General features: G+C 35.8%; 13 protein-coding genes and 1 pseudogene. 1 reads left to right on the plus strand and 13 read right to left on the minus strand.

Going from position 1 to position 15211, the window contains the following annotated elements:
* Positions 1 to 203: 203 nt before the first annotated feature.
* Positions 204 to 548: a hypothetical protein gene (locus AACQ83_RS12780; RefSeq protein WP_112878032.1), complete on the plus strand. Its 345-nt coding sequence runs from the start codon at positions 204 to 206 to the stop codon at positions 546 to 548.
* A 507-nt stretch (positions 549 to 1055) separates the two neighbouring features.
* Here the strand turns inward: AACQ83_RS12780 and AACQ83_RS12785 are convergent.
* From AACQ83_RS12785 to AACQ83_RS12845, 13 genes and pseudogenes are all read right to left on the minus strand, one after another.
* Entirely contained in the window at positions 1056 to 1757 is a 702-nt protein-coding gene (locus AACQ83_RS12785; protein ID WP_158537774.1) for a helix-turn-helix transcriptional regulator, read from the minus strand.
* Between the two features lie 1279 nt (positions 1758 to 3036).
* Positions 3037 to 4191 carry an alpha/beta hydrolase family protein gene (locus tag AACQ83_RS12790; protein WP_112878034.1) on the minus strand — a complete coding sequence of 385 codons (1155 nt, stop codon included), beginning with the start codon at positions 4189 to 4191 and terminating at the stop codon, positions 3037 to 3039.
* A 19-nt stretch (positions 4192 to 4210) separates the two neighbouring features.
* Positions 4211 to 5653 (minus strand): SRPBCC family protein, encoded by a 1443-nt coding sequence (locus tag AACQ83_RS12795; protein WP_112878035.1) that lies wholly within the window; start codon positions 5651 to 5653, stop codon positions 4211 to 4213.
* Positions 5653 to 7200, minus strand: coding sequence for a class I adenylate-forming enzyme family protein (locus AACQ83_RS12800; protein WP_112878036.1), 1548 nt, complete (start codon positions 7198 to 7200; stop codon positions 5653 to 5655). The genes AACQ83_RS12795 and AACQ83_RS12800 overlap by 1 nt, the downstream gene beginning before the upstream one ends.
* 23 nt (positions 7201 to 7223) lie before the next feature.
* Entirely contained in the window at positions 7224 to 7472 is a 249-nt protein-coding gene (locus tag AACQ83_RS12805; RefSeq protein ID WP_112878037.1) for an acyl carrier protein, read from the minus strand.
* Between the two features lie 34 nt (positions 7473 to 7506).
* Complete coding sequence (locus AACQ83_RS12810; protein ID WP_112878038.1) at positions 7507 to 8622, minus strand: beta-ketoacyl synthase N-terminal-like domain-containing protein; 1116 nt, start codon at positions 8620 to 8622, stop codon at positions 7507 to 7509.
* The gene (locus AACQ83_RS12815; RefSeq protein ID WP_112878039.1) at positions 8615 to 9901 is read right to left on the minus strand and encodes a beta-ketoacyl-[acyl-carrier-protein] synthase family protein; all 1287 of its coding nucleotides are present in this window, start codon (positions 9899 to 9901) and stop codon (positions 8615 to 8617) included. The genes AACQ83_RS12810 and AACQ83_RS12815 overlap by 8 nt, the downstream gene beginning before the upstream one ends.
* 733 nt (positions 9902 to 10634) lie before the next feature.
* Entirely contained in the window at positions 10635 to 11450 is an 816-nt protein-coding gene (locus AACQ83_RS12820) for a cyclase family protein (RefSeq protein ID WP_112878040.1), read from the minus strand.
* Positions 11443 to 12156, minus strand: coding sequence for a 4'-phosphopantetheinyl transferase family protein (locus AACQ83_RS12825; RefSeq protein WP_112878041.1), 714 nt, complete (start codon positions 12154 to 12156; stop codon positions 11443 to 11445). Before AACQ83_RS12825 ends, AACQ83_RS12820 begins: the two co-directional genes overlap by 8 nt.
* A gap of 2 nt (positions 12157 to 12158) precedes the next feature.
* Positions 12159 to 12935: an SDR family oxidoreductase gene (locus tag AACQ83_RS12830; RefSeq protein ID WP_112878042.1), complete on the minus strand. Its 777-nt coding sequence runs from the start codon at positions 12933 to 12935 to the stop codon at positions 12159 to 12161.
* 1112 nt (positions 12936 to 14047) lie between these two features.
* A pseudogene (locus tag AACQ83_RS12835) lies at positions 14048 to 14149 on the minus strand (IS5/IS1182 family transposase); the annotation flags it as partial.
* A complete protein-coding gene (locus AACQ83_RS12840; protein WP_192881021.1) occupies positions 14121 to 14414 on the minus strand; it encodes a hypothetical protein in 294 nt (97 codons plus the stop codon). The pseudogene AACQ83_RS12835 and the gene AACQ83_RS12840, both read right to left, overlap by 29 nt.
* A 61-nt stretch (positions 14415 to 14475) precedes the next feature.
* The gene (locus AACQ83_RS12845) at positions 14476 to 15120 is read right to left on the minus strand and encodes a Clp protease N-terminal domain-containing protein (RefSeq protein WP_240000789.1); all 645 of its coding nucleotides are present in this window, start codon (positions 15118 to 15120) and stop codon (positions 14476 to 14478) included.
* Positions 15121 to 15211 lie beyond the last annotated feature (91 nt).

Here is a 15211-nt window from a genome sequence, read left to right on the forward strand (position 1 = left end):
GTAATAAAATACTGTAACTAACAGATCAATAAAAATCATCCAAACAAAACAATATCAAATAAAAATATATTTATTATGGTTATATTCCTATGGTAATTATTAGTTAGGCTATTGCATTTATCACAATAAAAATAGAAATATCAGAGAAACTATTGTTATTTCTATAATAATCATCCATTTTATCCATTAACCAGGAGTTGAAGATGAGAGAAACTGAAGAAAAAGAAAAAGGTGAAATGCTTGGAATTAATAATCATTATTTTTTCGTTATTAATCTTACCAATGAAAACTTAATCGGTGATGTGATTTGGAGCAGTTCTGGAAATACGAGCACTCTCAATGTTGATGGGTTACATCCAGCAACCGCTTCACTTATCCAAGAATTCTATCCAGAAAGTTGGAAAAATGATTATTGGCAATGGACGGCAAAAGGGAGAAGATATCAATTAAATTGTTATGACGATGATATCTATGTCGCTGTTGTGATTAGCGATTTTGGCATTAGTGTATTACCCACTGGCACCAGCCCGGATGCATGGAAATGGTAGCTTTTCTTCCACTTCATTATTTATGTAAGAAAAATGCATCATGTGGAAAATATCGATAGCACTCTTACATAAAAACAAGCTCGCAAGTCGACAAAACAAAGATCGTGATGGCATCACGATCTTTGTTTAATCGAATTAAAATCTTACCCTGGGAAAATTCTTGAACTTTATTATCCTCAATCACAAGCTCGCCTATGTTGTTCGTTGCCCCAGATTACCAAATTAAGTGATTTATCCTACCATTCACAATCGGCACTCTAGGGCGGATTTTTCCTAATAATCGTTCTTGTCCACTCGATCCTTTAAGGGACTCACCCCTAATTTTTAGCAAACAAAACCGAATTTTAGCAAACCCAATAAAATCACTAAACTTTTCGAACCCTCAGCAGAAAGTCCAGATAATCATCAGAATTTACTCTATATTTGCAACTATATACTTAATAGAAAGAACAATTAAACATGTATAGGATAAATACCCATATAAATTACTCATCCGTAATCATTTATTTAGGGTAAATTATTATCAGACAATCCCTCTTTCTCACTCCATTTTTTTAGTAATAATATTCTATCTTGTATATATCTTTCAGACAATACTTCCAGTTTCTCTATTTTTCCTACTTGTAACTTAAGAAAATTATGACTGAATTCACACCAAGAAACTAAAAAGAATTCATTATTGAAAAAGACCGACAGTGGACAGGTCGTCTTCACAGTATGTGTATTATTTAAATCAAGAAAAGTTATCACTATTTTTGATTTATGGTATATCGCTCTTCTGATATCAGATAACATTAAGTTATTATTTGTAACTTTGCTGTAACCTTCTGTTTTTACAAACATTGGCGAATAATATAGTTGATCACGCTGTTCTTCAGGCAATACTGCGGCAATCTTAGATATAAAGCTATGAGCAGACTTAGCCAAAACAACATCATTCTGTTCAATAACCCACTTATTGCCCAAAACTAAGGCATCAATTTCATCCATCGTAAACATTAAAGGAGGTAACATGAATCCGGGCCGTAATATATAGCCCAAACCGGGTTCACCCTCTATATTTGCCCCCTGACTATTTAATAAAGCAATATCTCGATAAAGCGTGCGCAAGCTTACATTTAAATCACTAGCGAGTAATTTACCACTGACAGGATACCTTCTTTGTCTCAAGTATTGCAATAATACTATAAGTCTTTCGGTTCTTGACATTTCCGTACTCCTCATTTTAATAAAAATCAAATAGGAAAGGCTTTACTGAATAAATAGTATTGAGTTACTAGCCAGTTACCCAATATATACCCGTTATCTTTCAAGTTGCCTCTTTGTTGGCTTCGCTTTCTCACCCCGGTCGCATAGTTCGCTATGCTCCCGGGGATTCGCTCCCTTGCCGTCGCGATGCATCTTGAAATCCATAGGGTATAGCTATTTATTCTTAATTATCTATCATGGAACAATGGCGAGATTTCTCTATAAAACCATCAACTCGAAATCCTATATTTAATATAGCCCTCAATTGTCAGGATTGACGAAAATATTATTGCCGTCTTACATAATTACCAAAATCTGTCAAGAATAAATGTTCGATGCATTACGCCGAAACAAGGTTGAAGTAAGTGTCTAACATCATACATAGCGCAAATATTTAAAATTTTAATATACTGTTAATTAATACAAAAAATAAAATTCACACTCAACAAGATAACTTATCATAAGTAAACTTACTATGTATTAATGATATAAGAAAACACAAATATTAAAGTCAATTCTCATATTGCCAGTTAATACCTCAGCAGAAAAAGTATGGCCTTATTATTCTGACATATCGCTTCGTAATGCCTGGGAAGATGTTTTGATTTTATTACTAATGTAAAAGAGCAGCGGAACTAAAAGGCATACCCAAATAGGTCTAACCTTAACTTCTGTTGAAAAAATAAATTTCTTTAGACAAGATAAATAATCCTTAGCTTATCTTTAATTTATTTTTAATATCAGATTATTAATATCAACCGATAATATAACATAAGCACACTATTGTGTTTACTAAAGATAAAGGCAAAACCAATATTTACCCATAACAATACCTCAGTTGGTTAATAACTTTATGTTTTAGATTTGATAATTATTTTTTCTGTCAATAATAATCATCTGGATAATCTAATGAATCTGTGAAAATTTTATAACTCTATATAAGAACAGTTATTCACAGCCTGATGTTCATACTTTAACCCTATTTAACGCCCATCCCATTAGACTATTTCATTTCCCATTTTTTATAAAAAGAGTGAACCAAGACAATACTTAAACAAAAATGTTAACTTTTAAATACATGTTAGTACATCTCAAATAAGAAGAAATGCAACTCATTCTCATATACTATATATACACAATGATTCTTGCATGCTGTCTACATTCACTATTAACTTACAAAATAATAGTCCACAATAATGAGTTCTAATGGAATAGGCAGTTATACCTGTTATCTTTCAAGTTAGCCTTTTTTATAGCCATTTAGCCAAAATTGTTCACTAACCCAATCTGAAACTTGTATCATATATTCGTTTATTTTATTTAAGCAAACATGAGCCTCTGATTCATAACATAATAACTTATGATTATCACCCCATAATTGATCTAATTTTTTCACTTTATCGATCGGAAATATATCATCTAACTCACCATGAACAGTAAAAACCTTGGTTTTACAAGGTAAAGAGATATCCAATTTAATTTCGTCAAAAATAGACTGCATACGACTATTATCTTGCATAAATGCAAACTGGAAATCTTCTTTAAGCCTTCTTGGCAACTTATCAAACTCTGCTATTTCAGGCCCACCGGATAAATTGACGATACAACAAAATTTATCGCCAATTCTTTGCGCAACGCGTAGAGCAAAATAACCACCAAAACTAATTCCTAAGAAACAAAGAAGATTACTATTAATTCTGGTATCATCTTCTAATAATTTAACTATAGAACTAATATATAATTCCATATCGATAGCTATTGGCGATTTTCCAAGATTTATTCCCTGTCCTGGTCCATCAAATATAGCTACCGCCATATTTTTCCCTAAGAAAAACTCGGCCAAAGATAATATTTCAATTTCAGTCATTGAATCCAATCCATTGGATAAAATAACACAAGGCAAAGGATGATTCTCTTCTTCTTTATACCCTTTAGGGAATATAAGGAAGAACGGCATATGAAATTTATCGACGACAATATATTGGTGCTCAACCAGCAAATCACTATATTTTATACTAGATAAAAAACATGAACGAATATACTCTCTGAGCTGTATCTTTCTACTCCTATCACTAAAATACATAAATTCTGCCCAATGATAACAGGCAGCGGCACTCCTCAAAGCACGAACATGACTGACTTCACTCTTAGCCGAGTTAGCGATATTAATATAGCTATCACCCACTTTTGACCAATTAATCATCCATTCATACCAAAACTCTTCAGAGGATAAGTCTAAGTTTCCCACCGGAAAATGACTCAATGCCGCAACAACATCTCCCCAATGAACTTGGGGAGCATATTGAGAATTTAGGAAAAATAGTCTTGGCATAAAATAACCACAAGTAGCAAGAAGTTCTGGCGAAATTCTATTGGGTTTATTTTTATTATTCATCTTATTTTCCTTTGATTTACTAAATACGAGTGTCTAACCACTCTTTGCAGGCAAAAACCATTTTCTCACTATTTTCTGAAATAGCATTTTTTACTATCTCTTGTTGTTTCACTTTATCTTCCGTACCAAATTTAACTGCACATAAATCATGATTTAACTCAACATCATGACTAGAAACAATGAACGAACCACTTCCTTTACTTAATATACGCCATGAGCCACTATGGGACTTTAATACTAAAGGCGGCTCTGGTTGAAAATATTCAATCAATAAATTATCCGCATCACAGAATCGTATACTACGGAAAGTCTCATTTCCATTTGGTGTTGATACTTCCATATTAAATTCTTGATGTTTATCATCATTATAAATAACTTTTACTGAATCACAATGCGGTAATATATTGCTCCAGTCATCGATATTTAAAAAGATCTTATAAACATCATCAACCTGGTGAGGAATATAATATCCCGCAGTAAAAGTTAATAAATTTGATTTTTTATGACTTTCTACCTGGCTTTTTATACTATCCATCTCCATTCGAGTATTATCATTGATAAATGAGATAATAAAGGAATTAGCCTGGTCATGATTATCAACACCATCAACGATACCACTGACATCTTCTAATAAACCCCAGTTTCTTTGTACTGTTAGAATACAGCGTTGATCATTAATAGGAATGATTTGCCATCTGCCATTCATTGTTTTTAATAATGGCATCGGTGTAGGCATAACATAATCAATCCGGTAAATAGCATCAAAATAATATCGCTGCGTTTGCCAACTTACTGCTTTATTATTTTGTTTTGCTTTGATTTCAACCAATTCTTCGTTACCTGATCTCTTTAAAACTTCTGCACCATCACAGAATGAAAAAATATCTGTCCAACAAGAGACATCTTTAACCAAAGTATAAACCTGCTGTGCCGGCGCCTCACATACGACTGAGTGAGTAATCGTTCCTTTTAATACTTTTCCCACGCCCTCTGTTGATTCGACGATATTTTTTATATTATTGAGCTCTTTAACTGAATTAGTATCAATAGCTTTACTAATAAATTGGTGTGCCTGCTCTATTGTTTCAACACCATCAATTAACCCGGCTATTTCAGACTCAAGATCATATAAATGCTCCAACAACAGCACACATTGCTGAGAATTGATTTTAACCACGCGCCATGACGTTTCCATTTCTTTAACTAATGTCATTGGGGGATTCAGTTTTGATTTTATACTGAATGTTTCTGGATAAAATTTACGATTTGATTCCCATTGCATTAAAATATCGTTAAGTAAAGCTTTGACCTCTATTTTTTCACCCTCGTTATCCCTAAAGAGAGCTTTTACTTCCTGGCAAGGCTCAAATATTTCCGGCCATTTGTCAGAATTTAAAATGATTTGATATACATTTTCTACCTGAGCATTACAAATAATTGAATGTGATTCTACATAATTCATTATTGATTCCTCAATGTAAATAGTTTTTTAGGATCGATTGACTTAATTAACTCTGCTTTCAATATCTTATCATTATGGCTCTTTGGAAAGTATTCATCAGTAACATAGAACCAGTCCGGCCACTTTTCCCGACTTAATTTACGACTTAAAAATGATGAAATAATATCTTCAATTTCAGGTAATGATTTCTTCGATATCTCGCCACTCATACAGGCAACCGGTTGATCAATAGCAACACCATTTTCATGGAAAGAAAAACCAACAACCGTAGCCACATTCACATTGGGTATCCGGGATAAAATAGATTCAACTTCTTCAGGATAAATTCTATGTCCGTTAGCACTCATAAAAGTATTTTGCTTACGTCCTTTTAAAATTAAATACCCCTCTTCATCTATATAACCGAGATCACCGGTGGAAAACCACTCATCAGGAGGCGTTATTTCTCCAGAAAGGACGTCATAATATCCTTCCATAATACTTTCACCCCTTATTATAATTTCTCCAATATTATCAGATGAGCCTATAATAGGTTTAACCGCTACCTCCAATGTATTATCAATTTTGCCAACACAATAAATTGAATTGAGATATCTTTTATCACGATGATCTTGCTCATCTACCCAACAGAAAGGACCATAAGTTTCACTTAACCCATATCCCTGCATCCATTCACAGCCAATTAATTGACGCCCTTTCTCCAGTACGCTAGGCGGCATAGCTGCGGCACCATAAGCAACAACCTGTAAGTCAGAGAGATCGATATTATGTTCTGCGGTTGATTTAACGAATAACTTCATCGATTCTGGGCGTAACATAATATGAGTTATTTTATTGCGAGCAAGATAATCAGGCCATCTCTCTACATTTCTGTCTTCCGGTATAAAAAGTGTTGATTGATGTAATAATGAACCGAAAGAAAAAATCACTCCCGTTGTATTATTCAACAAACCTGACATGAATATTTTAGCATCTTGAGTAAACTTTAATTTCTCTGTCACCGAATAAATTCGTCGACATACTAATGATTCTGAAATACTAATGGCTTTCGGTTTACCTGTACTTCCACTGGTGAACAGGACAATAAAGTTAGCAATAGATTGCGGAGAATAAGTTATCATTGGAGTTTCCGCGATACCATCACTGACCCGGATCTTATGATCTGAAATATCAATCACATTAATGTTGTTTTCTTTTAATCTTCCAACAAAATGTTTATCTTTTTTAAGGTAAACCACAAAATCATATTGCACTTCATTGGTAAAATTAATCCATTCATCGATTGTCGCTGATGATAAATTATAGGGCATTAATAAATGCAGCCCCATAGCACTAGCCGCAGCTAAAAAGAAAACACCTAATTCATCATGTTCAAATATAACAATGACTTTATTACCTTTTTTAACTCCTCGACTAAGTAAATCATCAATTAAATGGGAAACAGAAGATATTACCTCTTTTCTTGTATAGTGATAATCCTTAGTGATAATACAATCATGATGTAAGTTATCACGCCCTGAATGTAACAACATAGAGATTAGTTTCATTTCTGTTTCCCTTTAATTAGCAGTTAATTTTTATCATTTAAACTTGATGAGACGAAATCAAGAACCGCTCTTCCTGTTTCCCAATGACTGAATTGACTTTTCGTCACGGAAATACCGAACTCTTTCTCAATCTCTTTTGCCAAATCAGCTAATTCCGTGGAATCCATATCATAGGCATCAGCAAGGTTTACATCCATATTGAAATCATCAATATTAATGTTAAGAAAAAGAGACAAAATCGTTTTTATTTTTACTTCTGGATTATTATTCATATATTTTTCCTCGCGTAATTACATATTTTAGAGATTAAATAGCTGAAAAACTCAACGCACATACATGACCTTGGTTACTGAAACGCTGAATTATTATTTGGTTAGCATTTGAAAACTCATTAATTTTATTAGATTGTTGTTCCCCATCCCCATGACTTTCTGACAAGAATGATGACGCCAGGACTGAATCAATCACGCCACTAACTGAAAATTGATTATTCAAATAAGGCCTCAGATTTATAAATGATGTTTTTATCTCTTTATTTGAGAAAGCCTTACTCGTTATTTCTTTTTCATCATCATATATTCCATCCATAATAAACACAGCATTCTCATTATGGTTGAATAGTTCAGCGGTATATTCTAAGGTATTATTTCTTGTATTTTTATCAGGTGCAAAATAATCAACAAAACCGGTTAATTCACACAATATCGAAGCACCACGCTCTAAAGCGTGTTGTCTCTCTTCCAGCACCAGAAATGCCGCGCCCTCCGAAAAATCTCCTGGCCGTTTTTCGCCAAAAACCTCAGAGTGTTTCTGGTTTGACGTTTTCTCCAGTAAATTTTTAACTAATGGGCTGGAAAGATGTTCCGACGCACCACATAACATCACTTCCGCAACACCATTAGAAATTGCTTCCGCCGCATAGCCTATTGCTTGCATCCCTGCCACATCGGAGGTAGAAAACGTCTTAGATTGCGCACTAAAACCATAAAGCAGTGACAATTGCCCTTGAAGTGCCGCAGGGAACCATGCCGTGGCAACATAAGGTCCCATTCCCTTTATGCCTTCAATATGGAGCGCTTTAACTTCATCCTCAATATGTTGCCATCCACCAAAACAGTTTCCGACATATATTCCAACGCGATTAGGATCAAGCTTATCTACATCCAATCTACTCGCTTTTAATGCCATTTCAACGGCGACGATACCATAAACCGAAAATTCATCAATTTTACGTCTTAAGCGGTTATTGATATATTTCGCGCCATCGAAATCACTCAATGTTCTTATTACAGAACTTGCGGTCGTATTATTTTTCGATTCTTGGCCCAATAACTTCTGAATGACTTTTGATTTTATAGCGGTGACATCATCGCCATCAGGATGTATCGCACCAACACCGGTAACGACAACTCTTTTACGCATTGTCTACTGCCCTCATAACAATAACACTGTGAATACCAGAAAAACCACTTGATAATTTTAACGCGGTCTTAATTGGATATGAGCAACCTTGATTAGGAATATAATCTAAATCGCAATTAGGATCCGGCGTTTGATAATTAATTGTTGGGTGAACATACTGCTTTTCTATTTCAAGACATAATGCTACAGACTCTATCGCATTAGCGGCAGCTAAAGCATGACCTGTCATTGACTTTAATGAGTTAATTGGAATATCAAATGCACTTTCTCCCAGAACAAACTTAATCGCATTTGATTCGTTAATATCATTTTGCGCTGTAGAGCTACCATGAGCACTAATATAATTTACCGTTGATGGCGATATCTGGGCATCCTTCAACGCCATATCAATACATCGTGCCATTGCCATTCCATCCGCGGGTAAGTCAGTCATATGATAAGCATTATTGACGGATGCATACCCTGCTAATTCAGCATAGATATGTGCTCCACGCTGCTTAGCGTGTTCATAAGACTCTAAAATTAATATTCCACACCCCTCAGCAATCACAAATCCATCCCGCTCAAGGGAAAAAGGGCAAGTCGCTGCTTGCTGATTTTCCAACTCTCTTGATGATAGTGCTCCTAAAGCTTCAAAAGAGCCGATAGAGAGTGGACAAAGTGGCGCTTCACTTGCGCCAGCCAGCATAATATCCGCTCTGCCATAACGGATATGCTCCATCGCAATGCCCAATGCATCAAGTCCTGCCGCGCATCCGGTTGATATGTTACTGACGGACATAGACGCACCATATTTTTTCGCAACAGAAGTTGCGGCAGAGCTGAAATCAAAGCTGTCATAATCTTCTGATTTAATTAAATCAGGGTGAATATTCTCTTTGCCCCCTTTAGTGATCCTGAGTAAACACTCTTCCATTCCCGCAGCATCGGCAATCGCTGTTGCTATCGCAACACCAAAACGCCGGCCATCAATGTCTGAGGGTTTTAAGTTTGCATCTTGCATTGCCATCTCAGAGGCTTCTAGCGCAAACTGAAGATATTTACGCTCACTTTTCAGAACAAATTCTTTGTTATTGCCATCACTACCGTAAACTTGTCCTATTGCTCCGCTTTTAAAGCCAAATTTTTCTCTTCCCCACTCATATTTACTCACTCCCGATTTCCCGTTATGAATATTGTTCCAAAATTCATTAACGCCAACACCTGTCGGTGCAACAACACCTAGCCCTGTCACCACAACTCTACGTGGTTGAGATTCATTTCTGTTATTTATTATCACAATAATTATCTCGATAGAAATAGAATAAACATTTACTCAGGCAAGTTTTATTAATATAAAAGTTACCCATTTTCATTTAAGAAAATCATTATCTGTAAGTAATGATATTAAACTACTTTATTTATCTATAAAATCATATTTGTCATATATATTTGATTTTCATCTCCTAACCAAAATTCTTTAAAATAAGCACCAAATCATCACTCTATTTAAATACTTATTTGGTTCTTCACTGTTCTTTCATCTATTTAAGCTGCAAGAATAATATGAATACTCCAGTCTAAACCAAACTAAGTTAACTCCCTTCGCTCTGCACATGGATAGAATAATTAAGCTTTTTATTAATATCTCAATTTATTCTTAAAAATCATCCAGAAAGGAGATGACAAATTTATTATCATAGAGCCGACATACCCGCTCACAGTACAGTATAACCAAACAACATAGCCAAGATAATATATCTTTTGCTAACTTATATCTTATATATCGCCTTGATCATGGGAATTTTCGATCAAACGGCGTATCTACTCTACCTCTAGTCATTAATTTACACTGAGCTGTATCTTTGTGGATTCGATACAAATAAATCATGCAATACACAACTCATACCTTAAGCACCTTCTTTTAAATATCTAAGACATGCTCAGGCATATTGGACATTAGATTTAATTGTATGATCTTGAAGTCTCTTTTCTGCTCATATTTCCCCGTCCTATCATATAGTTATATATTATTATAATATTGCAACCACTCGACTCCATGAAGCATCTGCTTTCTCTAATTTTATTGGAAAGCAGCACACTTTAAACCCATAAGGTTTAGGAATACTGGTTAAATTACAAAGCCGTTCTATCTGTAAGTAAGGATAATCCCGTCCGATAAAATGAGATGGCCATAAGCAATCTTTATTCCCAGTTTTCTTATAGTCGTTAATCATCTCTATAAATGGCCGATCAAAGCTAAATGCATCTGTCCCAATAATCTTTACCCCTTGCTCTACTAACCATTGAACAGCGCTACTTTCAATCGCTCTATAGTGAGTAAAATAGGATTTTGCCCCCATAAGTTTATCAGCTCCGGTATTGATAAGGACAATATCATTTTCTTTTATTTTATAATTAATTTTTTTTAATTGACTTTCTACAGATTGCTTATCAATTGATTGATTATCATGACTAAAATCGAGTAACACACCATGACTATAAAACCAATCCAAAGGAATATCAGTAATTGTTGCTGGCTGATCTTGCCCTTCATGCCACCCATAATGATAAGGAGCATCAATATGCGTTCCGGTATGCGTGGTCAATTGATAATACATCAGTGATAATCCCATACCATCAGGAAAATCATTGTGATCAATGATCAACTTTTTACGTTTAAACAGTTTTACAAAGGCTCTTTTCCACCATGAACTGGTATGGAAATACAAATAACTCTCACCTAATTTATTGGCTCCTTCTTTATGATCAACGATTCCCCTGGTTACTTTCTCAGGTTCCCAAAAATCACAGTCTATAGGAACACTTAAGTCAATAATATTACTCATCTTTGTTCCTTATAATGTCGGAATAGTTTATTTCCTTGATATTTGGTGTAGAAATTACCTTCTTTTGAGATAAGGCACAAACAAATTGCTGATGATGAATCAATAACGTGTTCGCCTCTAATTCTTTCATATCTTTAACAGAATCAGGGTTATTAGCCAATAATTTCTCATGTAAAGTCGAAGCAAATAATTTAATATATGCTTCAAGTCTAACCCAATAGTATAATGTCATTAAATGATAATAATTCTGAAATCCGGGACTAACTCCTAATCGTTGCTTTAACATTACACCTTTCATATATTCCAACTCCCTATCCTTAATAAAACGTTCAATAATTTCAGAAAATTTTATCTTAGAAGGAGTGACTTCAATATCAACACCTATTTCACTTGAGCTAAAACCGATGGCACAATAGTTTCCTGAAGCGCTCAGTGAAAAATAATATTTGAAGTCTTGCTCCGTGGATATATAAGGTTTACCATTATCATTCGTTATGATTTCATAATCAGATAAATATTGACTTAAAACATAACGTAATGCAGCCCGTCTAAATATAAATTTTTTTCTTCTATCCGCTAAACAAATTTGATTATGGCGAACTATATCAGAACGGTGAATTAACTGTTCAATAGACACTAAATCAATATCGTCGATTTTTATAATCCAAAGATCAAAAAAATCAGATGATAAAGAAATACCGCCCATAATTAGTAATTACCTAACCCACCACACACATTAAGTGCTTGAGCGGTTACAGCCCCGGCGAGAGGGGATGCAAGATAAGCAACCATTTCAGCCACTTCATTAGGTTCAACATATCTTCCGATAGGAACACGCTCTTCTACCCTTCTTTTCGCCTCTGCTACATCAGTGCCCCAAATTCTGGCATAATGTTCTCTAACACGTTCCGCCATTTCACTCTCAACAAACCCAGGACAAACTGCGTTAACCGTAACACCTGAACTATTGCGTGCTAATTCAAGCCCCAGGGATTTAGTCAGGCCGACAACACCATGCTTAGAAGCAGAATAAGGCGCACCATGAATAACACCTTGTTTCCCACCGGTTGAGGCAATATTGATAATTCTGCCGCCAGATAACATTAATTTTCTTGTCAAAACTTCATGTATAACAAAATAAGTGCCATTTAAATTAACATTTATGACATTTTGCCAAGTTTGTGGGCTTATTTCAGCAGTAATACCTCCACCAGAAATTCCAGCGCAATTCACAAGTACTGTCAGCTTATTATCTTCAAGCTCCAGTTGGTCAAACGCTTTTTTAACATCTTCATGATTAGAGACATCACAAACTATTTTCTTTGCAAATTGACTACCATATTTATTGCGTAACTTGCCAATTGCACTATCAAGACGCTCAGGAGTACGCGATAATAATATTGGTTCAAAACCATCCTCAGATAATCTTTCTGTAATTGCGAAACCAATATCTCCTGTCGCGCCGGTAATAAAGGCATATTTCATCTGAACTATTCCTATCGTTATTTATACCCGTTATCTTCCAAGTTGCCTCTTTGTTGGCTGCACTCGCTCACCCCAGTCACATAGTTACCTATGCTCCCGGGGATTCACTCCCTTGCCGTCGCAATGCATCTTGAAATCCATAGGGTATATATTATTGCTATTCACGGAAAAACACGATTACCCCTAACAAGCATTATTCATAAACTAGTGACAGTTTTTGTCAGCATTTACGAAAAATATTAACCGCTTCACGTAAAAATCAATAATATACCGGTGTTACATTTGCAAAAAATTATAATACCAGATTACTTTATAATTTCACTATACAAATTCATATTTTCTGGCTAATCAGAGAATAAAATAAATGTTCAGCAATAATCACCGTATTTAAAAAAGGTTGAAAACCATGATGTTATGGATTAACCGTTAGGTTATATTTTCATAGAATGACAATAGAATAGGAGGGGCAAAGTACAACATAGAGAAACCTGAAAGCTTTCATCACCCATTACCCAAACAAACTTATACGCCTAATTAACCCGATTGTTGGCGACGAGACATATTCCAAGCACGTGCTCTTACCATCAGTATGTCAAACCGTTTAAAACCAGTGATATGCCAAAGTTAATCACCAGCTGGCTTATGTGACAGTTTAATGTATGTCTGATTCCTCTATAGAATATAACTTTTGGTTATATTGAATATAATCAAGAAATATATTCCAACAACGTTATTAAAAGGAATCAAATATATAGATCATAATTTACCAACATTCTTTATAAGCATAGCTTAGATCTTAATTTTATAACAAATAATTCGCTTATTAATAAAAATCCTTATCGGATATTTATTATATTCACGCGGATTTTATTATTTTATCTACAAAGACAGTCACCATACTGATGTGGCACAGTAATTTTGGTCACCGTAATAAAGGTGATATTTTCACTTCAACAATCAAACAGGTGACATGATGAAAAGAAGTTTTATCCCTGAATTCAAACGGGAATCTGCCCAGTCACTCCTTGACCAAAATTACAGTATTATGGAAGCTGCTAAGGCGATGAATGACAGTGAAAAAAACAGAAAATATACTAGGCAGTGTCCCTCAATTAAATAATCGTCTTAAGAAATAAACGGATACAGCCTAATTTCACCATAGCTATATAGTTTCTTGCGGTTTTTTCATAACGTGTGCCAATGCGACGATATTGTTAATACCTTTCTTGTTATCTTGATGCTCCTATCGCCTGCAAGGATCACCTTCGGGTGGCGAACAAAAACTCCCATAGCCTGCAAGGGAGTGCAGCGCCGGACTTCAAGCCGGTAATGGGCATGGCCCGGCAGCACGGTTTTACTCGCCTGAAGCTGACGGGCGCGAAACATCGGATGTAACAGCTCATGCAATGCGGCGTTCGGAGCATCAGGCTGTTGTGCCAATAACGCCATCAGTTGATCACTGCCCAAATTAGAGATCATTAAGATTACGGTATGACGAAAATCGATCTCGCGCCCCTCACCGTCGCGCATAAAGCCGCGATCAATATCCCCCCTCAGCGGCTCTGGCTGTGATATCCAGCGTAAATTTGTCCAATACGTTCTGCAAAGCCGATGATAATGGCTGAGAATTAAGCGCATATTTATCTGTGTCGCTATCCTCAATTTCAGCGATTGATCCATCCGCCGTCAGACACGCCGCTATCTCCATCTCCGGGCGCTCGTCCGATTGTTGATCCAGCAACGGGCGCAAACGTTGTAGTTGCGTCACATTCAAGTTGAGTAACGGCCAGGTATGGTGAATACGTAACCAAGCCGGTTGGCCGCGCAGCACCTGCAAAAGATGCACCGAGCGAATAGATTCATTACCCTCTTCCAGAGAAGCAACACACCAGGCAACCTGTAACAAACTACACAGGTCGCTTGATAACCGCGGGCGTTGATTGATGCTATGTGGCAAACGGTTAATTGTAGTCAGCAACGACTGCCATAACGCATCCATATCCCACTCATAACGTCGAGCAATCACCGTAATATCACCTTCGCCGCCCTCAAGCAGCTTGAGTAACCAGTGTTCCACCGTGATTTCAGCATGTGCCCGTGTCTGGCAAAATGCAGCGGCAGCTTCCAATGCCCGCGCACAATAGGAGTTTAAGCGGCATAATAGTGCAGTAAATACGGTATCCATATTAAAGTCCCAGTTGTCATTGAGAAGTTAGGCTACATTCAACAAGTGAGCAGTATTTCGCCATAGCTATCGCCTAACGAATGCTTACCCG

This window comes from Photorhabdus sp. S10-54, from assembly GCF_963878145.1.
In the GTDB taxonomy this organism is placed as follows: domain Bacteria; phylum Pseudomonadota; class Gammaproteobacteria; order Enterobacterales; family Enterobacteriaceae; genus Photorhabdus; species Photorhabdus kayaii.

Bases quoted from the DNA above. Each gene is read 5' to 3' on its own strand.
- AACQ83_RS12790 (WP_112878034.1), bottom strand. From the start codon at position 4,191: ATGAATAATAAAAATAAACCCAATAGAATTTCGCCAGAACTTCTTGCT.
- AACQ83_RS12785 (WP_158537774.1), bottom strand. From the start codon at position 1,757: ATGTCAAGAACCGAAAGACTTATAGTATTATTGCAATACTTGAGACAA.
- AACQ83_RS12840 (WP_192881021.1), bottom strand. From the start codon at position 14,414: ATGATCTCTAATTTGGGCAGTGATCAACTGATGGCGTTATTGGCACAA.
- AACQ83_RS12805 (WP_112878037.1), bottom strand. From the start codon at position 7,472: ATGAATAATAATCCAGAAGTAAAAATAAAAACGATTTTGTCTCTTTTT.
- AACQ83_RS12825 (WP_112878041.1), bottom strand. From the start codon at position 12,156: ATGGGCGGTATTTCTTTATCATCTGATTTTTTTGATCTTTGGATTATA.
- AACQ83_RS12830 (WP_112878042.1), bottom strand. From the start codon at position 12,935: ATGAAATATGCCTTTATTACCGGCGCGACAGGAGATATTGGTTTCGCA.
- AACQ83_RS12845 (WP_240000789.1), bottom strand. From the start codon at position 15,120: ATGGATACCGTATTTACTGCACTATTATGCCGCTTAAACTCCTATTGT.
- AACQ83_RS12800 (WP_112878036.1), bottom strand. From the start codon at position 7,200: ATGAAACTAATCTCTATGTTGTTACATTCAGGGCGTGATAACTTACAT.
- AACQ83_RS12780 (WP_112878032.1), top strand. From the start codon at position 204: ATGAGAGAAACTGAAGAAAAAGAAAAAGGTGAAATGCTTGGAATTAAT.
- AACQ83_RS12795 (WP_112878035.1), bottom strand. From the start codon at position 5,653: ATGAATTATGTAGAATCACATTCAATTATTTGTAATGCTCAGGTAGAA.
- AACQ83_RS12820 (WP_112878040.1), bottom strand. From the start codon at position 11,450: ATGAGTAATATTATTGACTTAAGTGTTCCTATAGACTGTGATTTTTGG.
- AACQ83_RS12810 (WP_112878038.1), bottom strand. From the start codon at position 8,622: ATGCGTAAAAGAGTTGTCGTTACCGGTGTTGGTGCGATACATCCTGAT.